This is a genomic window from Rhodococcus sp. Q1 (genome assembly GCF_004153645.1).
Taxonomy (GTDB): domain Bacteria; phylum Actinomycetota; class Actinomycetes; order Mycobacteriales; family Mycobacteriaceae; genus Rhodococcus; species Rhodococcus gordoniae.
On record NZ_SDMJ01000004.1, the window covers coordinates 356,492 to 377,988 of the forward strand.

Here is a 21,497-nt window from a genome sequence, read left to right on the forward strand (position 1 = left end):
CATTCATCTCGTGTCGTCTCCCCTCGAACTCGACCAGCAGGTGTGCTTCGCGCTCTACCGCGCGTCCCGCACCGTCACGGCCGCCTACCGGCCACATCTCGACCGGCTGGGCATCACCTACCCGCAATACCTCGTACTCCTGGCACTGTGGGAACGCGATGCGCGAGGCGTGCAGGATCTGTGCGACTCGCTCGATCTCGACACCGGCACACTGTCCCCCCTGCTCAAGCGGCTCGAGGCCGCCGGATACGTCGAACGACGCCGGCAGCAGACCGACGAACGTCGTGTCGTCGTCCATCTCACCGAAGCGGGGGATGCACTCCGGACAGAGGCCGCGGACATCCCCGGCTGCGTGACGCGGGACAGCCGGTTCGACGTCGACGAACTGGTCGCGCTGCGCGAGACGCTCCACCGCCTGACCGCCGCGTTGCAGGAAGCACCCGGCGCACTCTCGAAGAAAGGCAGGACATCGTGAACATCGTCTACACCGCCGAAGCACTCGCCACCGGGGCAGGCCGCGACGGCCACGCCCGCACCAGCGACGGCAAGCTCGACGTCGACCTCGCCCTGCCCACCGAGATGGGTGGCAGCGGGAAGGGAACCAACCCCGAACAGCTCTTCGCCGCCGGCTACGCCGCGTGCTTCCATTCGGCGTTGCAGATGATCGCCCGGCAGGAGAAGGCGGACGTCAGCGATTCGGCCGTCGGCGCCCGCGTCGGCATCGGCCCGACCGACGCCGGCGGATTCGGTCTCGCCGTCACCCTCGAGGTGACCCTGCCGAACCTCTCCCGCGAGAAGGCGCTCGAGCTCACCGAGAAAGCCCATCAGGTATGCCCGTACTCCAACGCGACCCGCGGCAACATCGACGTCACCCTCGAGGTGACGGACGACTGAGTCACCCCCGAGGGTGACGGACGACTGAGTCACCCCCGAGGGTGACGGACGACTGAGTCACCCCCGAGGGTGACGGGCGACTGAGTCACCGCCGAGGGTGACGGGCGAGTGACGCGCCCCTGCGCGGCGCACGTGTCCACGCCGACCCGTAGCGTGGAGACGTGCGCACGCAGGACCGGTCGCAGCTCACGACGTTCGCGGCCGAACTCGATTTCCCCCTCGACGACTTCCAGCTCGAGGCCTGCCACGCCCTCGAAGACGCCCGCGACGTGCTGGTGTGCGCTCCCACCGGGGCGGGCAAGACCGTCGTCGGCGAATTCGCCGCTCGCCTCGCGCTCGCAGCGGGCGGTCGCTGTTTCTACACCACCCCCATCAAGGCGCTGAGCAACCAGAAGTATCTCGACCTGTCGCGCCGTTTCGGCGACGACCGGGTCGGTCTGCTCACCGGCGACATCTCGCTGGACCCCCACGCGCCCGTGGTCGTCATGACCACCGAAGTGCTGCGCAGCATGCTGCACGGCGGCTCCCCACTTCTGCACGGTCTCACCCACGTCGTCATGGACGAGGTGCACTATCTCGCCGATCGTGAGCGCGGCGCGGTCTGGGAGGAAGCAATCCTCTCGCTCGCCGACGACGTCCGGCTGACGAGCCTGTCGGCCACGGTGAGCAACGCCGAGGAATTCGGTGGCTGGCTGCGCGGCATCCGCGGCGACCTGGCCGTCGTCGTGGAGGAGACCCGCCCCGTACCGCTCACCCAGCACATGCTCGCCGGCGGACGCCTGTTCGACCTGCTGTCGCCCGGCGGCACCGTCGACGAGACCCTCGAGCGGTACATCGCCCACCGCCGGCTCGTCGAAGCCGCGCCCGGCCCTGCGACCGGCAGAGGACGGCGACGGCGACGGGCACGCGGAGCACCCGGACCGGCCGGCGGCGACCTGCCCGGTACCGTCGCCCGGCTCGAGGCCGAACAATTGCTGCCGGCCATCTGGTTCCGGTTCAGCCGCAACGGTTGTGACGACGCCGTCACCGAATGCCTCGAATCGTCGGTCCGTCTCACCGAGGCCGCCGACACCGCCGAGATCCGCGCGGTCGCCGACCGGCACACCGCGGCCCTGCCACCCGCCGACCTCGACGCGGTCGGTCACACCGGGTGGCTCGAAGGTCTCGAACGTGGCTTCGCCGCGCACCACGCCGGTTTGATCCCCGCCTTCCGGCACACCGTCGAGGAACTGTTCGCCCGCGGTCTCGTGCGGGTCGTGTTCGCCACCGAGACCCTCGCCGTGGGAGTGAACATGCCGGCGCGCACCGTCGTCCTCGAACGTCTCGTCAAACCCACCGCCGACGGCCAGGTGCGCCTCTCCCCCGGCGAGTACACGCAGCTCACCGGCCGTGCCGGTCGTCGCGGTATCGACGTCGAAGGGCACGCCGTGGTGCTGTGGAGTCCCGAAGCCGACCCCGCGACGGTCGCCGGTCTCGCCGGCGCACGCTCCTATCCGCTGCACAGTTCGCTGCGTGTGGGATACACCACCGCGATCAACCTGGTCGCCGGTCGCGGCGTCCCCGGTGCGCGGGAGTTCCTGCGACGCTCGTTCGCCCAGTTCCAGGCCGAGCGGTCCGTCGCAGCACTCACCGACGCTGTCCGCGCGAACACGACCACGCTCCGCGATCTCGACACCGAACTCGGCGACGTCGAAGGCTTCACGGAGTACCGGCATCTGAGCGAGCGGCTCGCCGAGGCGCGACGATCCGGCTCGGCCGACCTCGTCGCCTCGCTCGCACGGGCGGTGCGCTCACATCCGGCGCACCGGCGCGGCGACAAGGACCGTCTCCTCACCCTCTCCGCCCGGCGCGCCGCGGTGCACGGCGACACCGAACGAATGCGATCGCAGATCGAGACGGTCACCGGCCGTCTCGCCGACACCTTCGATCGCACACTGGATCTGCTCGAGGATCGGGGCTATCTGCTCCGGGATCCGGTGGGCGGGTCGGCCTACGTCACCGACGACGGTCGCCGGCTGGGCCGGATCTACTGCACGAACGAACTTCTCGTCGCCGAGTGTGTCCGCACCGGAGCCTGGTCGGGACTGACACCCGCCGAACTCGCCGCCGTCGCCTCCAGCGCTCTGGGCGAGACCCGGCGCCGCACCGTCGGTGTCCCCGGCCGTACGACCCCGGCGATCGACGAGGCGCTGCGCGCCACCTCGCGGTTGTGGAGCGAACTCGCCGGACGCGAGGAACGACTCGGACTGGAAGTGGGGCCGGATCCGGATCCGATCGCCGTCGCCGCGATCCACCGCTGGGCGCGCGGGGACGGACTCGCCGCTGCCCTGCGCACCGCGTCGGATGCCGGACTGTCGGCGGGCGATCTGGTCCGCCGATATCTGAGGACCCTCGACCTCGTGGACCAGACCGGACTGTGCCGGCGGGACGAACTGCCGCCGGTCTCCTTCACCCTGACCTGACGGCCGGGGCCTCCCCTGAGCTCAGGGCATCGAGTACTCGACGGAACACAGCCGCTCCGACAGCTCCCACAGTTTCCGGGCCAGGATCTCGTCGCGGGAACGCGAGCTGGACTGCACCCGCTTCGGATGGCCGCGCATCTCGAAGAAGGCGTCGGGCCCGTAATAGCCGCCCGGCTCCGCGTCCGGTGCGGTCGCCGCGTAGAGGCTCGGGAGCGCGCCCTGTTGCGGGGACTGCCCGATGATCGGAGTGACGAGTTCGACGATCTTCCCGTGCCAGGACTCGCTGCGGTACTGCAGATTCGTCGACGAGTAACCCGGATGCGCGGCAATCGATCTCACATTCGATCCGGCTGCGGTGAGACGCCGCTGCAGCTCGTATGCGAACAGCAGATTCGCCAGCTTCGACTGCCCGTAGGCGAGCCACCGCTCGTACCGGCGGCGTTCCCAGTCGATGTCGTCGAGATCGATGCTGCCGATGCGGTGCATCGCGCTGCTGACCGTCACGACCCGGTCGGTGATGCGATCGATCAACAGCCCGGTGAGCGCGAAGTGGCCGAAGTGGTTGGTCCCGATCTGCATCTCGAAGCCGTCGGCCGTCCGCCGCAACGGCACCGCCATGACACCGGCATTGTCGACCAGGACGTCGATGCGCTCGTACTCGGCCCGCACCGCCTCGGCGAATGCACGTACCGATGCCAGATCCGCCAGGTCCAGACGACGGACCCGGGCGCGGTCGCCGAGTCCGGCCGCGACCGCCTCGCCCTTGGCGACGTCGCGGCAGGCGAGCACCACCTCGGCTCCGGCCCGCGCGAGTGCCCGGGCGGTCTCCGCACCGAGACCGCTGTTGGCTCCGGTCACGATCATCGTGCGTCCCGACAGATCCGGAATATCGTTCGTCGTCCACCCCATGCCCGCCACCCTACGGACGCGTGTCGCGCCGCGACAGTCCCCCGCGTCCCGCGGCGATGCCCCCCCGCGTCCCGCGGCAATGCCCCCGGGTCCCGCACGGTGGTCCCGATGGATTGCACCCTCGCCGTCGCCCGCACCTGCTCGTAGACTGCCCCGGAACGTACGGTCGCACGCGCGCGGGGGCGTATGCACGACAGGAAGGTTCCATCGATGGGGCACCACCCCGGACGTCCGGATCGTGAGCTCGCCGCAGCGTTGCGGAACGGAGCGCCGGATGCCACGGCAGCGGTCTACGACCGTTTCGCCCCCGGTCTGTACGCATACGCGTGCGGTTTCGTCCCCGTGTCGTCCGCATCGGACGTGGTGTACGACTCCGTCTGGACGGCGGCCGCACGTATCCGGTCGCTGCGCGATCCCGGACTCCTCCGCGCCTGGCTCCACGCCGTGGTCCGGGCCGAGTGTCTCCGGGTACTGAACCGGACCGGATCCGCACTCGAATATCTCCCCGCCACCGATCCCGCCTACCAGGCCGGACCCGAGGTGCTCGAGGTCCGCGAGGCCGTCCATCTGCTCGGCGGCACCGCCCGCGAGGTGGTCGATCTCGCGGTGCGGCACCACTTCTCGTCTCACGAGATCGTGGCGATGCTCGGGTCTGCGGGCGACGGGCGTGTCCTCGCCCATGCGCAGGACTTCGTCGACCGGGCGGTGCCCCGCGTACCGAATGCGCTCGGAACCTTCTCCCTTCTCCCCTTCGCTCCGCTGCCCGCCCACTTGCGGGGACGAGTCCTGGCGGTGCAACCTTCGGAGGCGGAACTGCTCGATCTCGGCCGGCGGCTCGAACCGGTGGACCGTGAAGGCTTTCCGCGTCGTGATCGTCGCGCGAAGCGCACCCTCCCCGTCGTCGCGGCATCGGTGGCGTTGTTCGCCGCTCTGGGTGTGGGTGCGTTGTTCGCGTTCCCGCAGGCCGAGCCCGTCGACCGGCAGGTTCTGCGCCCCGCCACCGGATCGACGCTCGACGCGGGATCCGCGGTCGCCACGACCACGGCCGACACCGCGACCGAGACCACCACGACGCCCGAGGCTCCGGAGACGACGACGGAGGAAGCGGTGATCGAGGCACCGGTGGCGACCACCACTGCGGCCCCGCTCACCGAACCCACTGTGGCATCCACCGCTGCCTCCACTACGACGGCGACATCGACCGGTAGCGGTTTCACCAGGCGCGGAGGTCCCGGTCGCGAGGCCGAGCCGGAAGAGGAGCGTCAGCACCGGGACACCGAGGAGAGCGACGCACCGGGCACCGCGACGGGTCGTCCCACCACCTCGGGTGCACCCACCACGCCGCGGGAGATGCCGACGCTGCCGACCTTCCCTCCGCGCGGCGGCGGGTGACGCACAGAGTTCACGACGGGACGGTGAACCCCCGCCCCTACCATCGAGACGTGCCGTCCATTCACCATTCACCGTTGCGGAAGACCGACCCCGAGAGTCTGTACCGGATCGTCGCGCTGCGCACCGACGTGTTCGTCTTCGAGCAGGGCATCACCTGCGAACCGGAACTCGACGGGCGCGATCTCGACCCGGCCACCGAGTTGTTCTGGACGCAGGACGGAGACGAAGTGCTCGCAACCCTGCGCGTGCTGCACGACGACGGGGACATCGCCCACATCGGGCGAGTCGCCACCGCCCGGCACGCACGCGGACGCGGGCTCGCCGCCGACCTGATCGAGGCGGCGCTCGCGACCTGTCCGGCGGTGGTCGAGATCTCGGCGCAGGCGTACCTGGAGAACTGGTACGCCCGATTCGGATTCGTGCGCACCGGACCGAACTACATCGAGGCCGGGATCGACCACGTGCCGATGCGCCGGACCGCGTGACCGGGGACGCGCATCAGCCTGCGTCGAAGACGGTCATCAGCCGATCTCGAAGTGCACTCCGGTGAGCTTCTCCGACAGCTCCCACAGACGCGTCGCGGTCTCCCGGTCGCGGGCACGACGCCCCACGGCGGCGACACCGGGGGATCCGTACAGCAGGAAGCGCGGACCGATGTAACCACCCGAGACAGCCGGATCGGAGGCGGCGAGCACGACCGATTCGGCCCCCTGGTCCGGCGTGCGCTGCAGGACCCTCTTGCCGAAGCCGAACAGCCGGTCGAACCACGTCCCCGTGTGGCTGCCCACTTCCGTCGCCGCGTAGCCGGGGTGGGCCGCGACCGCACGCAGAGGCGAGCGGGCCGCAGCGAGGCGGCGTTCCAGTTCGAGACCGAACAGCAGGTTCGCGAGCTTCGACTGCGCGTACCCGGCGGCACGGTTGTACGGGCGCCGTTCCCAGTTCAGGTCGTCGAGATCGACGTGTCCGAGCAGATGAGCGGCGCTCGACACCGTGACGACGCGACCGGTGATGCGTGGCAACAGCAGTCCGGTGAGGGCGAAGTGTCCGAGATGGTTGGTTCCCATCTGCATCTCGAACCCATCGACGGTGCGGCCGAGCGGAACCGCCATCACCCCGGCGTTGTTGACCAGGACGTCGATTCGCCGATCGGCGAAGGCGTCCGCGAAGGCGCGGATCGCCGAGAGATCGGCGAGATCGAGCGACATCGTCTCGGCCCGGGGCCCGATCTCCTCGGCGATGCGCTTGCCACGGTCGACGTTGCGGCCGGCGATCACAACCGTGGCTCCGGCAGCCCCGAGCGCCCGGGCCGTCGCTTCACCCACACCGCTGGTGGCCCCCGTCACGACGACGGTGCGGCCGACCAGCGATGTGGAAGCGTCAGGCGCCAATCGAGGACTTGAGCATCGGGAGCATCGCCCACAGCTCGTCCTGCCAGTATCCCCACGAGTGGGTGCCCAGGACCGGGAACGAGAAGTGTGCGGTGTCGATGCCCAAGGTCAGCAGGCGCACCTGGAAGGCACGGTTCTGCGTGAGGGCGAGCGCTTCGAGCCCCATGGCGTTGGTCGTGTTGAAGCTGCCCACGAGCGAACCCGGCCGGTCGTACTGGCCGGGCAGACCGCTCGCCGCGGAGATCCACATCGGCAGACCGCGCAGGTTCGGCGCCGCGACGAACGGGTCGTGACGCAGCCACGCCGAATCCCACGGCGGTCCCCACATCGCGTCGGAGTTGTATCCGCCGGCGTCGAGCATCGCCACACGGATGGCTTCGCGCATCCCCGGTGCCGAGAGGTTGAGGTAACCCGACAACGAACCGGCGAAGGTGAACTGGTTGCGGTGGTAGGCGGCCAGGATCAGCGCCGCGTTGCCGCCCATCGACAGGCCGACCACCGCGTTGTTGCCGCGGTCGATGCCGTAGACGTTCGCGAGATGGTCCGGCAGGTTCTGGGTCAGGAAGGACTCCCACTTGTACGTGTAGGGCTGACCGTTGAAATTGCTCGGCGCGTACCAGTCGGCATAGAAGCTCGACTGCCCACCGACCGGCATGATCACGTTGACACCGTGGTCGGCGAGCCACGCCGCGTTGGTCTCGTGTTCCCAGCCGCTCATGTCGTCGGTGGCACGCAGTCCGTCGAGCAGATAGACGGCCTTGTTGCTGCCGTTGTTCGCTCGCCAGATGCGCACCTTGATCGCGCCTACACCGCCCGGTGCCGCGACCATGTCCTCGTGGAACCGGGTGTACGGGTCGGCCGAGGCCGTCCCGGCCCCGACTCCCGTGAACACGAGGGCCAGTGGAAGTACCACCGCTGCCACCAGTAGCCGAACGAGAGCGCGTCCCCCCCGCCGACGTGTTCCGGTCTTCGCCGAAATCGTCACAACAAGCTCCCCTTGCACTCCAGTAACATTCTTCACTTCCGTCCCAGGGTATCGACGGTGCAGAAACCTTAAGCAGGCTTGCACACAATCGTTATCGTGGAAAGCCCGGCCGTGTTATCGACGCGGTTTCGGCACGTTGCCGACACAGCGTCGGCACCGGGAATCCCGCGGTGCGACTAACCTGACGATCCGTGCCCGACGCTCCCCTCCCCGTTCGCGACGGCTTGAACCCCACCCGCCTGCGACTGCCGGAAAATGCCAGCTGGGAGACCATAGCGGAGTTCCTGGCGACGCGCTTCCCGAGCGATACGACACGAATTGCGGAGAAGATCGAAGGCGGCGAAGTGGTCGTACAGGACGGAACTCCGATCACGTTCTCCACGCCGTACACCCCACGCGAATTCGTGTATCTCTACCGTGATCCTCCGGTCCAGCCGCGCGTCCCGTTCGAGATCGACATCCTCCATCGGGACGAGAACCTGCTCGTGGTCGACAAGCCGCACTTCCTGGCGACCACACCTCGCGGCTCGTGGGTGACGGAGACGGCCCTGGTGCGGCTGCGCACGGAACTGGATCTTCCCGAATTGTCCCCCGCTCATCGGCTCGACCGGCTCACAGCGGGCGTACTGGTGTTCACCGTCCGGCGCGAGGCGCGACGCGCGTACCAGACCCTGTTCGACCGGCGTCTCGTGGAGAAGGAGTACGAAGCGATCGCTCCGGCCGCACCGCATCTCGACTTCCCCCTCCACGTACGCAGCCGCATCGTCAAGGAGCGCGGCGTCCTGCAGGCACGCGAGGTCGAGGGTCCTGTCGACGCGGTGACGCGGATCGACGTCGTGGCCACGGCCGGCGACCGTGCCCGTTACCTTTTGCGTCCCCGCACCGGCAGGACGCACCAACTCCGTGTCCACATGAACTCGCTGGGAATCCCCATTCTCGGAGACAACCTCTATCCGGAGGTGTACGAGGTTGGGGCACAAGACTATTCGAATCCACTGCAGCTACTGGCGCGATCGGTGTCGTTCCACGATCCCATCACAGGTCGGTCGACCCGCTTCGTAAGCCGACGAAACCTGGCAGCATGGGGTAACAGCACGCCAGGACCCCGCTGACCGGCGAGTTCTCGTCTTGGAGGTTCCCATGGATATCGGCATCATCTCGCGTACCTACGACGGGAGGGTCGCTCTTCGGTTCCAACGCTCGTTCCCCTACACCCCCGAGAAGGTGTGGAGCGTTCTCACCGATCCCCAGCACCTCCGCGCCTGGTTCCCTGCCGACGTCGAATTCGAACTCACGCCCGGAGCGGCACTCGAATTCCGATCCACACAGGAACAGACCCGGCGTTTCGGACTCCCGGAAGGACACACCACCACGGGCAGCGTCCTCACGGTGCGCACCGGACGGATCCTGGAATACCTTTGGGACGCCGATGTTCTGCACTGGGAGATCACTCCCGACGGCTCCGGCGGGTGCTGGCTCACCCTCACCCACACCACCGACGACGAAGAGGACGCCCTCGCGCACGGCGCAGGCTGGCACGCCGGGTTCGAAGTGGTCGAGGCCCAGTTGGCGGGACGCCCGGTCGACTGGTCGATCTGGGACCGCGCCGCCGAACTGAGTTCGCACTACCGGGGCGATTCGGACTGATCCCCTAGCGTCGCGCCCCACGCTGCGCGGGAGCCGATCCGACCCGGTCGAGATCGTGTCCCCGGCCGGCCGTCCGCGCGACGATCCGCGCACCCCACGCTCCGATCGCATCCCAGTCCCGGAAATCACCGGAGGGGGCGCCGAACATCCTGACGACCATCCGTTCGCCGGTGCCGAGCACCGCCGGATCCAGCTTTCCCGGGAAGGTGCGATGCTCGCAGGCCCCGACGCGTTCGGCGACGGCGCACGCGTCGTACGACGTGTCGACCCGTCGCCCGCCCGAAGCGACCGGGCCCGACGAGAAGAGATAGACGTCGCGCTCGCGCAACTCGGACGCATACCGCTCGGCGAACTCCCGTGCGCTGCGCAGCCAGCGACCGCGATAGACGGCACTGCCGAGCACCACGACGTCGTACGCGCCGAGATCGTCGACGTGCTCGGGCGCGTTCACGTCGACCTGTGCGCCGCGGTGGCGCATCGACGCGGCGAGTGCGGTCGCGATCTCCGCGGTCGAACCGTGCCGACTGGCCACCGAAACAAGAACCTTCATCACTACCCTCCGGACCCGCGTCGAACCATGATCACCCCGGAACCGAGCCTTGACCAGGGCCGAAGTGCTCTTTGCCCGGTATCGGCAGATCACAGCCGGACGAATCACCGCATACCGGACCGCATGGCAAGGTGGAAGGCGACGCGTACCGAGAAGGAGCAGATGGATGCCCAGCACACCGTCCCCGGCCGCCGCGGAGGAGGCCGAACGCAAGTACTCCGCCACCGGCGACCAGCCGCTCCCCGACCTGGCGGGGTTGCCGTCGGTCGATGCGATCGACGTCGACCGATTCGAACTGTCGGCCCAGTACTACGACACTGCCGACCTGAACCTGCTGCGCTCGAAGATCACGCTCCGCAGGCGTGAGGGCGGCGACGACGCAGGATGGCATCTCAAGCTCCCGTCCGGTGTCGACACCCGCACCGAACTGCACTTCCCCCTCGGCGACGACTCGGCCGAGGACATCCCCGCCGACCTGTCGTCGCTGCTGCGCGGGCTCCTTCGCGGTGCGCCGCTGAGCCTGGCCGCCCTGCTGGTCACGCAACGGCATCGGCACCGTCTCCGCTCTCCCGACGGCGACCTCCTCGCGGAGGTGGTCGTCGACGAGGTGGACGCCGTACGCCGGGCCGACGGGTCCGAGATCCGCTGGCGGGAGATCGAGGTCGAATGGAACTCCTCGTTCGACGAGAAGACCATCGGCCGCTTCCTCTCGGCGCTCGAGAAGCGCTTCGCGGCGGCCGGGATCACCCGCTCGGAAAGCCCCTCGAAACTGCACCGTGTGCTCGGTGATCTGATCCCCACCCGACCGCGGATCGCGAAGGGCCTGCTCCCCGTTCGCGACTATCTCGCAGCCGAACTGCACACTCTGGAGTTGTCGGACCTCGCGGTGCGTCGCGACGCTCCCGATTCGGTGCACAGCATGCGCAAGGCCGCACGGCGCCTGCGCAGCGCACTGCAGACCTACTCCGGCGAGATCGCCGTGGACGACGACCTTGTCGACGAACTGCGTTGGCTCGGAAGACGTCTCAGCCCGTCGCGCGATCTCGAGGTCCAATGGGAACGACTCGCGGATCGCGTCGCCGACATCCCGGTCGAGTCGCACCGGGAAGCGACGCGTGCCCGTATCGACGAGTACTTCTCGGCCGCATCCGAGGCTGCACGCCTCGAGGCCGTCGACACCCTCCGTTCCGACCGGTACGTCGCGTTGCTCGCCCGACTCGACTCGGCGATCGACGACCTCGCCCCCGCGACCGAAGCGGTGGGTGCACGACCGAAGGTCGCGCGGAAGGAACTGCTGCATGCGATCGAATCGCTCTCGGACAAGGTGTCGCGTCGCGTCGCCGAGGTGGGAGATGCCGAGAGCACGGCCGAACGCGACGAGTTGATGCACCGGGCCCGCAAGGGGGCCAAACGGATGCGGTACGCCATCGAGGTGATCGCGCCGCTGCATCCGAAGCGCTCCGGGCGGATCCTCGACCGGTTCGACACCTTCCAGGATCTGCTCGGCGAATTCCAGGACTCCGTGGTGGCCCGGGAACACCTCCTGCACATGCTCTCCGAGCAGGGCCACACCGCCGAGACCAGCTTCGGGCTCGGGATCCTGTTCCGCATCGAGAGCGAGATCGGCGACGCACAGGCCGCGCACCTGGACGAGGGCTGGAGGAAGGCCCACCGATCGGCCCGCCGGTTGTGGAGCTGACCGAGGTCCGAAGGCCCTGGTCCGGTCCTGTCCGATCGGGGATCATGAAGACCGTCGACAGCGGGTCACCACCGCCTCGTGGCGGTAACGTGACCTCGAGCCGACCGGCACACGGGAAGCCGGGCGCCGCAACGAGAAGGAGACATCGATGAGCACACCGAGCACCGGCAAGGCAGTCGTCGCAGGCGTGGACGGCTCCGAAACGGCTGTAGCGGCAGCGCGATGGGCCGGCGCCGTCGCGTCGCGTATCGGAGCACCCCTCCACCTCGTGCACTCGATGCCCCCGGAGGGCATCTTCTACAGCGAGGCCGCGGTGCTGGTGCAGTCGCAGATGATCCAGCAGCTCGAGGAGGACGGCAAGAAGCTCCTCGCCGACGCCGCCGAGCGCGTCCGCGCCGATCACCCCGATCTCGAGATCGGTAGCTTCATCGGCCCCGGCCCCGCAGCCAAGTCGCTCCTCGAAGCCGCCGAGGATGCCCGTCTGGTGGTCATGGGCGCCACCGGCGCGGGCGCACTGGAGAACTTCCTGCTCGGCTCCACCGTCCTGCGTGTCGCGAACCATGCACCGTGTCCGGTGGTGGTGTGGCGCGGCGACACCGACGCACCGCTGCCCGATTCGCGGCCGATCGTCGTCGGCGTGGACGGAAGCGAATTGTCCTCGGCCGCAGTCACTCACGCGTTCGACCTCGCTTCGGCCCTGAACGTCCCCCTCCGTGCCGTGCACTCGTGGATCGGTGATGCCGCTCTCGGCGTCGGCGCCACCGCCGCGCTGGTCGACTGGGATGCAGTGGAGACCTCGGAGACCGCGGTTCTCGCCGAGACCCTCGCCGGATGGAGCGACCGTCACCCCGAGGTCACCGTCGACCGCGTGATCGACCGGGGCCCGGCGACGAAGGTCCTGCTCGCGCACCTCGACGACGCCCAGCTCGTCGCGGTCGGAAGCCACGGTCGTGGCCAGTTCCGCGCCGCACTGCTCGGATCCACGAGTCAGAACCTGCTGCACAAGGCCCCGTGCCCGGTGCTCATCGCGCGCACGTCCTAGACCGGCTCCTCCGGGGAACGGGGATCGCTTCGACGGAAGCGGTCCCCGTTCCCCGTTCGATCGACGCGATCACCAGGGCGCCGGACCGAGCATGCTCTCCAGTCGCGTCTCGTCGACGGTCTCGACGCCCGTGTCGATCCGGAACGCCTCCGGCCACGGGTCCCTCCGCCGGAGTTGCCGTTCGAGCACGGCGGGAGTCGCATCGGAGGCATCGTCGCCGCGCTGAGCTCGGGATGCCATCCGCTGCAGAAGGATTCCTTCGTCCGCACGACATTCGATCTCGATCACATCCACTGCCGCGTCGTCGGCCACCCTGCGGGCCGCGTCGCGCTGCGCGGACGACAACCAGGTCGCGTCCAGCACGACGGATCGTCCGCGGGTGAGCGCGGTCCCGGCGCGGCGGAGCATCTCCCGGTAGGTCGCCTCCGAATGCGCCGGCGCGTACAGGCCGGTGTCCGTTCCGTCGCCGGTCCGGTCGGTGGGCCGCAGCCCCACCAGTTCCTTGCGGACGACGTCGCTGCGCACCACCTCCGCGCCGAGATACGCGCCGGCCGTGCGCGCGAGCGTCGTCTTACCGGTCGCGGAGACACCCCCCACGAGCACCATACGAAGACGTCCGCGGTCGAGATGGCACTCGAGCAGGTCGAGGAAGCCTGCGGCCGTCTCCCGCGCCCCCGTATCACCCTGCTCGTAGCGGAGGGCGGTCACCTTCGCTCGCACCAGCGCTCGATAGGCGATGTAGTGGTGCACGAGCGACGGCGGCGGCCGATCACCCGAGACCTCGGCGTACTGCTCCAGCAGCCGCCGTGCCGCGGCCTCGGCGCCCAGACGTTCGAGATCCATTGCAAGGAAGGCCAGATCGAGAACCGCGTCTCCGTAGCGCAGTTCGTCGTCGAACTCGAGGCAGTCGATGATGCGCGGGCCGTCGTCGAGGCAGAAGATGTCGTCGGCGAGCAGATCGCCGTGTCCGTCCACGGCCCGGCCCGCCGCGATGCGTTCGTCGAACAGGGCCGTCCGGCCCGCGAGATAACGATGCACGGACTCGCGTATCCGTGCCGACGAGTCGGCGCGATCCGCTCCCACCTCCAGCCCACCGAGATGGTCGAGACTGAGATCCCACAACTCGGCGACGAAATCCGCGGAGGCACACCGGTCGATGCCGGGGCTGTGCGGCGAGGAAGCGTGCAGCGCCGCGACCTGCCGGGCCACTTCGTCGATCACCGACGACACGTCCTCCCCCCGCCGGACCGCCGCGGCCAGGCGCCGGTCGTCCGGGAGCCGCACCATTTCGACGAGGTGCTCGCACGGCTGCCCGTCCGGGCCGTAGACGTCCGCGACCCCCAGGTAGACGTCGGGCGCGAGACGGCGGTTGAGTTCCACTTCGCGGTGACAGATCCGCTCGCGGGCCTCCCGCGTGCGGTTGTCGAGGAAGCCCAGGTCGAGCGGCTTCTTCATCTTGTGCACGCGATCGCCGACGAAGAACACCACCGACGAGTGCGTCTCCCGCAGCCCCGCGTACTCGACGAGCCCTGCATGTTCGCCACCGTCCGGTCCGGTACCTGCGGTCACTGCGTCCTCCCTGCCGTCGGCGGGTCCACCGAGCCCTCTCGTCCACCACATTGTCGTTCAGGCACTCCACCGGTGCATCTGCGAAGTCTCTGCGATCGTCCGGATCGCCCGAACGAAACGGCCACGACAGGTAACTTTCACACCGGGGCGACTTCTGGACGGGGTGAAATGAGGAACGACCAACTGGGGCGACCGCGAAGCGACGACACCGTGAGGGCACCCGGCGGACCGACGGTGGCGGTCGTGGCGTACACGACGACACTCGAACGGACGATGATCGAGGACTGGCTGCGTTCGGACGAGGTACCCGCCGAGTACCGCACGCCGACCGGTCCGCAATCGCTCGAACTCGACTCCCGGGTGCTCGTGGACCAGCTCGTCACCCGCACCGACGACCCGCTGATCCTGCCCGTGCGCGTCGTCTGGCTCCCGGCCGAACGGGACGGTGCGCGACGCGTGCGGTTCTCCGACGTCCTCGCCCTGACGAACCCGCGCAACCCGAATCTGCTGCTGCAGAAGTGGCTCGTGCGCAAGGGTGCCGACCGCCACCGGATCGTCGTGGCCCAACCGGCCCGCCTGTCCGAATTACGTGCCGCGCTCGCCGCGGAGCGCGGGGTCGCCGACGACGAGGCCCTCGCGCGATACGTGACCCGCCGCGCCGTCGTCGCACTCGAACGCGCCGAACGTGCCGTGATCGGGGACCGCTACAAGGTCCCTCGGCTCGTCGCCGCACAGATCATGGACTCGTCGCTCTTCCGGCGCCGTCTCGACGAGATCGCCGCCGAGCACGGTCTGTCGCGCGCCGAGATCGACGCGCGGGCACGCAGTGCGCTCGACGAACTGGTGGCCGTGCAGTCGCGTCTGGTCACCGACCTGTTCACGCAGGCGATGCGGCCGCTGCACGCGGCGGCCTGGACGGTGCACGCGGACGAGTCCGGCCTGCGTGCGCTGCGCGAGTCCAACCGCCGGTACTCCCTGGTGTTCCTTCCGTCGCATCGGTCCTATGCCGACGCCTTCGTCCTGGGCGACATCCTGGCGGCGAACGACTTTCCCGGCAACCACATCATGGGCGGAGCCAACCTCACCTTCTGGCCGATCGGTCCCGTCGCCCGCCGCACCGGCACGGTGTTCATCCGGCGCAGTTTCGCCGACGACGACGTGTACAAGGCGGCGCTCGAGGAGTACTTCGCGTTCCTGCTCAGCAAGCGGTTCAACCTCGAATGGTATTTCGAGGGCGGCCGGACCCGGACGGGCAAGCTCCGGGCCCCGCGCTACGGCCTGCTCAGTTACGTCGCCAACGCGATCCGCGGCGGGCGGGTCGAGGACGCGATGCTGGTGCCCGTGTCGATCACCTACGAGGGCCTGGCCGAGGTCGCGGCGGTCGCCGCCGAACAGACCGGCGCCACGAAGAAGCCCGAAGGGCTGGGTTGGCTCGTCCGTTACGCCCGCAACCAGCGCAAGCGGGCCGGGAACGTGTACGTGCGGTTCGGTGATCCGGTGTCGATGCGCGAACTGCTGGTCGCCGGTGGGGATCCGGACCTGACCGCACCGGCTCTCGCCGCCGGCCCCTCCGCGGCGCCGACGGATCCCGAGGAAGTGCGAGCACTGCGACGGAAAGCGCTGCAGAAGGTCGCCTTCGAGACCGCGGTCGGCATCAACTGCAACACCCCGGTGACGGTGAACTGCCTGGTCACCCTGGCACTGCTCGGTGTACGCGACCGCTCGCTGACGCTCGAGGAGGTACGGGCGGTGATCGCCCCGGTCCGCCGCTATCTCGACCGTCGCGGTGTTCCGCAGGGCGGCCTGCACATCCTCGACGTCGAGGGCGGGCTCGAGGATGTGCTCTCGTCGCTGACCCACGCGGGTGTGGTCACCACCTACGCAGGCGGGGAGGAACCGGTCTATTCCATCGAGCCGGGCCAGCATCTCGTGGCGGCGTTCTACCGCAACAGCGGCGTGCACTGGTTCGTCAACCGCTCGATCATGGAACTGGCGATCCTGTACGCGCACGCCAATCCCGGCGACGATCCCGCTCGTGTCGCGTGGGAGGAGGCGAAGAACCTCCGCGACCTGCTGAAGTTCGAGTTCTTCTTCCCCGACCGCGACACCTTCGAGGCCCAGATTCGCGACGAGCTGGCTTGGCTCGTCCCGTCCTGGGGCGATGCCCTGCCGACGAAGGACGAGGCGCTCACCGGCCTCGTCGAGACCGGTTTCTTCATGTCGCACCGCACGCTGCGGTCGTTCTTCGACGCGCAACTCGTCGTGGCGGAGCGTCTCGCCGTGCGGGACCCCGAGCTCGAGATCGACCGCGCCGCCTTCCTCGCGGAGTGTGTGGCGGTGGGCCGGCAGATGCTGTTGCAGCGCCGCTTGTACGGACCGGAATCGGTGTCGTCGGAGTTGTTCGCGTCCGCACTCGACCTGGCACGCAATCGAGGACTGCTCGACCGGAACGAGAACAGCGCCATCGTCCGCGAACGCAGGACGGCATTCGCAACGGAGTTGTCGGCGTTGGCGCAGCGGGTCGCGCTGGCCGAGTCGCTCGACGTGTCGAACAGAAAGGTGGAGCGGTGAATCTCGAGCAGGCCCTCGAACGGGTGCGCACGGGTCCGCACGGACCCCAGGTGGCGGCCTTCTTCGACTTCGACGGCACCATCGTGCACGGGTTCTCCGGTGTCCACTTCTTCCGCGATCGGGTGCTCGCCGGAAAGGTCTCCGCATCCGAACTCGCCGCGACGATGATCAACGGACTCCGCGGGACGGAGACCGAGGATGATTTCGAACGTTTCGTCGCGATCGCCTTCAAGGCGTGGCGCGGTCACACCGAGGACGAACTCTACGAGATCGGCAACCGGCTGTTCATGACGACGATCGCCGGGCATCTGTATCCGGAGGCGTGGCAGCTCATCGGGGCGCACCAGAATGCGGGTCACACGGTGGTGATCGCCTCGTCGGCGTCCCGCTACCAGATCCAGGCCGCCGGGGACGCATTGGGAGTCGAGCACATCCTGTTCACCCCCCTCGAGGTGGAGAACGGTGTGCTCACCGGGCGGGTCGATGGGAAATCGTTGTGGCGCAGCGGAAAAGCGCAAGCGGCGCGCAGTTTCATCGAGACTCACGGTATCGACGCCGAGGCCAGCTACACCTATTCCAACGGTGGCGAGGACGTGGAGTTCCTGGCCACCACCGGCAACCCCACCGCCACCAACCCCGATCGCACCCTCGCGCGCGCAGCCGTCGAACGCGACTGGCCGATCATGCGTTTCCGGCCGCGTGGTACGCCGGGTGCGCGGGAGCTCGTTCGGACCGTCGCCGCATACAGCGGTTTCTTCGGCTCGGTGTGGACGGGCCTCGGCCTGGGTCTGGTCAACCGCAGCCGTAAGACCGCCCTCGACTCGATCATCAACATCGGTTCGGAGGTCTCACTGGCGCTTGCCGGCGTGAACGTGCGCATCGTCGGGGAGGCGAATGCGTGGGCCGTGCGACCGGCGGTGTTCATCTTCAACCATCAGAGTCAGCTCGATCCGATAGTGCTGGCCAAGGTCCTGAGGCAGGACTTCACGGGCGTGACCAAGAAGGAGATGGCCGACGATCCGCTGTTCGGACCGCTCCTGCGGTTCGTCGGTGCCACCTTCGTCGACCGCACCAACACCGAGCAGGCGGTCGCGGCACTCGAACCCGTCGTCGAGACCATCCGGCAGGGGACGTCGCTCGTCATCGCCCCGGAGGGCACACGATCGCTGACACCGGCGATCGGCAGATTCAAGAAGGGCGCCTTCCACATCGCGATGCAGGCCGGTGTCCCGATCGTGCCGGTCGTGATCCGCAATACCGGTGAGATCCTGTGGAAGCACTCGACCCTGCTGCGTCCGGGCACCGTCGACGTGGCGGTACTCGAACCGATCGACGTGAACGGCTGGTCGCGGAAGAAGCTCGGAGAGCACATCGCCGAGGTCGAGGATCTCTACCGCCACACCCTGTCCAGCTGGCCCGGCGACTAGATGTCGAACGAGACAGTGAAACCGGGACGACCGGACGACGAGGAACCGGACGACGGTACGGCCGACGAGACGGAACCGGACCAGAGCACGACCGCCGAGACGGGACCGCTCACCCCGAAACGGCGGCGCCGGCTCAAGTGGCTCATCGGCGCACTGCTGGTCGTGGTGCTCACCGTCGAGATCGTCCTCGTGTGGCCGGAGTTGTCCGACAGCGTCCGCGGCCTCGGGCACCTGTACTGGTGGTGGGTCCTCGCGGCGGTGTGCGCGTCGATGGCGGAGATGTCGACCTTCGCTCGGGTTCAGCGGGCACTGCTGTCCGCGGCGGACGTGAAGGTCTCGCAGCGGCAATCGCTCTCGGTGGCACTGGCGGCGAACTCCATGAGCGTGACCCTTCCGGGCGGGCCGGTGGTCGGGACGACCTTCACCTACCGGCAGATGCGCCACTGGGGTGCATCCCCGGTGGTGTCGACCTGGCAGCTGGTCATGGCAGGTCTCCTCCAGGCCGCCGGGCTCGCGTTGCTGGGCCTCGTCGGCGCTCTGCTCGTCGGCGCGAGCAACAACCCGTTCTCGTTGATCTTCTCGATCGGCGGTCTGCTGCTGCTGGTCGTGCTCATCCAGTACGCGGCGGGCAATCCGGGTTCGTTCGAGTCGATCGGCCTGATCGCCCTGCGCGGGCTGAACCGTCTGCGGAAGAAACCCGAACACGCGGGTGCCCGGGCGTGGCGGAAGATCGTCGATCAGTTGAGCGCGGTGCAACTCGACCGTCCGCACGCGGCCCGCGCGTTCGGCTGGTCGGTGAGCAACTGGGTGTGCGACGGCGCGTGCCTGGCGTTCGCCGCGTACGCGGTCGGTGGAGCGCCGAGCCTGGCGGGCATCGCGGTCGCCTACGCGGCCGGAACCGCCACGAGCCGCGCCATCCCGCTGCTTCCCGCGGGGCTGGGCGTCATGGATGCGGTGCTGGTCCCGGCGCTCACCGCCAGCGGGATGACCGGTGCGCAGGCCCTGTCGGCGGTGGTGGTGTACCGATTGATCAGTTTCGTGCTCGTCGCCGCCGTCGGCTGGATCGTCTTCGCGTTCCGCTACCGGAACGTCGGGGAGGAGGACGAGGGCGACACTCCCCCGGATCTGCGGATCTGGGACGACGACTGAAGACGCCTACCCGAAAGATCGCCCGTGCACCGGTCGGGGCGCTAGCGTTGCTCCATCCGAATGAATGGAGGGACGAGGTCCGTGGCACAGCACGAGGTCACACGTAAACGGGAGGTCTGGTCGGGCCGGTCGGTGTTCATCATGGCCGCAATCGGTTCGGCGGTCGGACTCGGCAACATCTGGCGCTTCCCGTACATCGCATACGAGAACGGGGGTGGCGCGTTCCTGATCCCGTATCTGGTCGCGCTGCTGACTGCGGGCATCCCCCTCCTCCTGGTCGACTACGCGATCGGGCACAAGTTCCGCGGGTCGCCGCCGCTGGCCTTCCGCCGGTTGCGCCGCGGAGCCGAGTTCATCGGCTGGTGGCAGGTGCTGGTGTGCTTCGTCATCGGCGTGTACTACGCGGTGATCGTGGCGTGGGCCGCGCGGTACACCTTCTTCTCGATCACCGAGGCGTGGGGTGACGACCCCGAGGGCTTCTTCATGAGTTCGTTCCTGAACCAGGACACCGACGCGACCTTCGGCCTGAACTTCGTGCCGGGTGTCGCGTGGACGCTACTGCTGGTCTGGATCGCGACGCTCGCGGTGCTCGCCCTCGGCGTCCAGCGCGGTATCGGCAACGCCAACCGGTTCTTCGTACCGTTGCTGGTTCTGCTGTTCGGCGCGCTCGTCGTCCGGTCGCTGACCCTCGACGGTGCGACGACCGGTCTGGATGCGTTCTTCAGCCCGAACTGGTCGGCGCTGACCGACACCAGTGTGTGGATCGCTGCGTACGCGCAGATCTTCTTCTCGCTGTCCGTAGCCTTCGGCATCATGGTGACCTACGCGTCGTACCTGAAGCGCAGGACGAACCTCACCGGTTCGGGTCTGGTCGTCGGTTTCTCGAATTCGAGCTTCGAGGTGCTCGCCGGTATCGGTGTGTTCTCGGCCCTGGGCTTCATGGCCCAGGCGCAGGGTGTCGAGGTCGGCGAGGTGGTCGCCGGCGGTATCGGTCTCGCGTTCATCGCCTTCCCGACGATCGTCTCGGAGATGCCCGGCGGTCCGCTCTTCGGCGTGCTGTTCTTCGGCTCGCTGGTCTTCGCCGGGTTCACGTCGATGATCAGCATCATCCAGGTGACCGTCTCGGCCTTCCAGGACAAGACGGGCCTCGGTCGGGTGCCGGCGGTTCTCGCCATCGGCGGTGTGTCGGCGATCGTGTCGCTGCTGCTCTTCCCCACCACCACCGGTCTGAACACCCTCGACGTGGTGGACCGCTTCGCGAACCAGTTCGGCATCGTCGGTGTCGCCTTCGTGGCGCTCGTGGTGGTCGCCTGGATCTACCGCCGCCTGCCCGAACTCCGCGACCATCTCAACTCGGTGTCGTCGTTCAAGGTGGGGACCGGCTGGCTCGTGTTCACGGGCGTCATCACTCCGCTCGTCCTCGGCTACATGCTGTTCAGCGAGATCCGCGACCGTGTCCGCGACGGCTACGGGGGCCTGCCCGACAGCCTGGTCACGGCGTTCGGGTGGAGTGTGCAGGCCGGCGTGATCATCCTCGCCGTCCTCCTGACGTTCATCCCGTGGCGCAAGGGAGTCGACGAGGAGTACGAGCTCGACGAGAACCGTCCGCTCGCGTCCGCCCAGGTTCCCGCTTCGTCCGGTGATCCCTCGCCCGCACCCGACTCGTCCACCGGAGGTAACCAGTGAGCACAGCAGCCATCGGCATGATGCTTCTCGCCCTGATCACCCTGTGGGGTGGTCTCGTGCTGAGCATCCTTCATCTGCGCAGACATCCGGACGATCCGGACTGATCTGCACACCCGACCCCGAAAGG

Annotated in this window: 19 protein-coding genes; 14 read left to right on the forward strand and 5 right to left on the reverse strand. The window is 68.4% G+C overall.

The annotated features are described in order from the left end of the window. Positions 1-10 precede the first annotated feature (10 nt). From EQ874_RS13965 to EQ874_RS13975, 3 genes are all read left to right on the forward strand, one after another. Positions 11-475 (forward strand): MarR family winged helix-turn-helix transcriptional regulator, encoded by a 465-nt coding sequence (locus EQ874_RS13965; RefSeq protein WP_129977140.1) that lies wholly within the window; start codon positions 11-13, stop codon positions 473-475. Then, a complete protein-coding gene (locus tag EQ874_RS13970) occupies positions 472-894 on the forward strand; it encodes an organic hydroperoxide resistance protein (RefSeq protein WP_129977141.1) in 423 nt (140 codons plus the stop codon). Before EQ874_RS13965 ends, EQ874_RS13970 begins: the two co-directional genes overlap by 4 nt. Positions 895-1,055: 161 nt before the next feature. Next, positions 1,056-3,356 (forward strand): DEAD/DEAH box helicase, encoded by a 2,301-nt coding sequence (locus EQ874_RS13975; protein ID WP_129977142.1) that lies wholly within the window; start codon positions 1,056-1,058, stop codon positions 3,354-3,356. A gap of 21 nt (positions 3,357-3,377) precedes the next feature. Here EQ874_RS13975 and EQ874_RS13980 read toward each other — a convergent pair whose 3' ends face one another. After that, positions 3,378-4,265: an oxidoreductase gene (locus EQ874_RS13980; protein ID WP_129977143.1), complete on the reverse strand. Its 888-nt coding sequence runs from the start codon at positions 4,263-4,265 to the stop codon at positions 3,378-3,380. A gap of 210 nt (positions 4,266-4,475) precedes the next feature. Between EQ874_RS13980 and EQ874_RS13985 the strand changes: the two genes are divergently transcribed. Together EQ874_RS13985 and EQ874_RS13990 are read left to right on the forward strand one after the other, a co-directional pair. After that, positions 4,476-5,657 (forward strand): sigma-70 family RNA polymerase sigma factor, encoded by a 1,182-nt coding sequence (locus EQ874_RS13985; RefSeq protein WP_242496763.1) that lies wholly within the window; start codon positions 4,476-4,478, stop codon positions 5,655-5,657. 50 nt (positions 5,658-5,707) lie between these two features. Next, a complete protein-coding gene (locus EQ874_RS13990; RefSeq protein WP_129977145.1) occupies positions 5,708-6,142 on the forward strand; it encodes a GNAT family N-acetyltransferase in 435 nt (144 codons plus the stop codon). A gap of 36 nt (positions 6,143-6,178) precedes the next feature. On the opposite strand, the gene EQ874_RS13995 is transcribed toward EQ874_RS13990, so the two are convergent. Beyond that, positions 6,179-7,045, reverse strand: coding sequence for an oxidoreductase (locus tag EQ874_RS13995; protein WP_129977146.1), 867 nt, complete (start codon positions 7,043-7,045; stop codon positions 6,179-6,181). Further along, positions 7,035-8,030: an alpha/beta hydrolase family protein gene (locus EQ874_RS14000; protein WP_242496764.1), complete on the reverse strand. Its 996-nt coding sequence runs from the start codon at positions 8,028-8,030 to the stop codon at positions 7,035-7,037. The genes EQ874_RS13995 and EQ874_RS14000 overlap by 11 nt, the downstream gene beginning before the upstream one ends. 191 nt (positions 8,031-8,221) lie before the next feature. On the opposite strand from EQ874_RS14000, the gene EQ874_RS14005 reads away from it, so the two are divergent. After that, entirely contained in the window at positions 8,222-9,142 is a 921-nt protein-coding gene (locus EQ874_RS14005; RefSeq protein ID WP_129977147.1) for a pseudouridine synthase, read from the forward strand. Positions 9,143-9,170: 28 nt separating this feature from the next. Further along, on the forward strand, positions 9,171-9,677 hold the full coding sequence (locus tag EQ874_RS14010) for an SRPBCC family protein (protein WP_064064581.1): 507 nt from the start codon (positions 9,171-9,173) through the stop codon (positions 9,675-9,677). Between the two features lie 4 nt (positions 9,678-9,681). On the opposite strand, the gene EQ874_RS14015 is transcribed toward EQ874_RS14010, so the two are convergent. After that, positions 9,682-10,227, reverse strand: a complete 546-nt coding sequence (locus EQ874_RS14015; RefSeq protein ID WP_129977148.1) for a flavodoxin domain-containing protein — start codon at positions 10,225-10,227, stop codon at positions 9,682-9,684. A gap of 166 nt (positions 10,228-10,393) precedes the next feature. Between EQ874_RS14015 and EQ874_RS14020 the strand changes: the two genes are divergently transcribed. After that, positions 10,394-11,926: a CYTH and CHAD domain-containing protein gene (locus tag EQ874_RS14020; RefSeq protein WP_064064582.1), complete on the forward strand. Its 1,533-nt coding sequence runs from the start codon at positions 10,394-10,396 to the stop codon at positions 11,924-11,926. Between the two features lie 148 nt (positions 11,927-12,074). Continuing rightward, the gene (locus EQ874_RS14025; RefSeq protein WP_064064583.1) at positions 12,075-12,968 is read left to right on the forward strand and encodes a universal stress protein; all 894 of its coding nucleotides are present in this window, start codon (positions 12,075-12,077) and stop codon (positions 12,966-12,968) included. 69 nt (positions 12,969-13,037) lie between these two features. Here the strand turns inward: EQ874_RS14025 and EQ874_RS14030 are convergent, their stop codons facing one another. Further along, positions 13,038-14,588, reverse strand: a complete 1,551-nt coding sequence (locus EQ874_RS14030; protein WP_129977149.1) for an AAA family ATPase — start codon at positions 14,586-14,588, stop codon at positions 13,038-13,040. A gap of 117 nt (positions 14,589-14,705) precedes the next feature. On the opposite strand from EQ874_RS14030, the gene EQ874_RS14035 reads away from it, so the two are divergent. The 5 genes from EQ874_RS14035 to EQ874_RS14055 all read left to right on the forward strand — a co-directional run bounded on the left by EQ874_RS14035 (position 14,706) and on the right by EQ874_RS14055 (position 21,474). Beyond that, the gene (locus tag EQ874_RS14035) at positions 14,706-17,108 is read left to right on the forward strand and encodes a glycerol-3-phosphate 1-O-acyltransferase (RefSeq protein WP_129977150.1); all 2,403 of its coding nucleotides are present in this window, start codon (positions 14,706-14,708) and stop codon (positions 17,106-17,108) included. Beyond that, positions 17,105-18,535, forward strand: a complete 1,431-nt coding sequence (locus tag EQ874_RS14040; RefSeq protein ID WP_064064586.1) for an HAD-IB family hydrolase — start codon at positions 17,105-17,107, stop codon at positions 18,533-18,535. Before EQ874_RS14035 ends, EQ874_RS14040 begins: the two co-directional genes overlap by 4 nt. Next, on the forward strand, positions 18,536-19,684 hold the full coding sequence (locus EQ874_RS14045) for a flippase-like domain-containing protein (protein ID WP_129977151.1): 1,149 nt from the start codon (positions 18,536-18,538) through the stop codon (positions 19,682-19,684). It abuts the gene before it with no gap. Positions 19,685-19,765: 81 nt separating this feature from the next. Next, positions 19,766-21,370, forward strand: coding sequence for a sodium-dependent transporter (locus EQ874_RS14050; protein ID WP_129977152.1), 1,605 nt, complete (start codon positions 19,766-19,768; stop codon positions 21,368-21,370). After that, a complete protein-coding gene (locus EQ874_RS14055; RefSeq protein ID WP_129977153.1) occupies positions 21,367-21,474 on the forward strand; it encodes a methionine/alanine import family NSS transporter small subunit in 108 nt (35 codons plus the stop codon). Before EQ874_RS14050 ends, EQ874_RS14055 begins: the two co-directional genes overlap by 4 nt. Positions 21,475-21,497: the final 23 nt, after the last annotated feature.

What these genes read in the sequence shown, in the direction of transcription:
- EQ874_RS13980 (WP_129977143.1), bottom strand. Translation starts at nt 4,265, where the DNA reads ATGGGGTGGACGACGAACGATATTCCGGATCTGTCGGGACGCACGATG.
- EQ874_RS13985 (WP_242496763.1), top strand. Translation starts at nt 4,476, where the DNA reads ATGGGGCACCACCCCGGACGTCCGGATCGTGAGCTCGCCGCAGCGTTG.
- EQ874_RS14010 (WP_064064581.1), top strand. Translation starts at nt 9,171, where the DNA reads ATGGATATCGGCATCATCTCGCGTACCTACGACGGGAGGGTCGCTCTT.
- EQ874_RS14015 (WP_129977148.1), bottom strand. Translation starts at nt 10,227, where the DNA reads ATGAAGGTTCTTGTTTCGGTGGCCAGTCGGCACGGTTCGACCGCGGAG.
- EQ874_RS14020 (WP_064064582.1), top strand. Translation starts at nt 10,394, where the DNA reads ATGCCCAGCACACCGTCCCCGGCCGCCGCGGAGGAGGCCGAACGCAAG.
- EQ874_RS14025 (WP_064064583.1), top strand. Translation starts at nt 12,075, where the DNA reads ATGAGCACACCGAGCACCGGCAAGGCAGTCGTCGCAGGCGTGGACGGC.
- EQ874_RS14030 (WP_129977149.1), bottom strand. Translation starts at nt 14,588, where the DNA reads ATGTGGTGGACGAGAGGGCTCGGTGGACCCGCCGACGGCAGGGAGGAC.
- EQ874_RS14035 (WP_129977150.1), top strand. Translation starts at nt 14,706, where the DNA reads ATGAGGAACGACCAACTGGGGCGACCGCGAAGCGACGACACCGTGAGG.
- EQ874_RS14045 (WP_129977151.1), top strand. Translation starts at nt 18,536, where the DNA reads ATGTCGAACGAGACAGTGAAACCGGGACGACCGGACGACGAGGAACCG.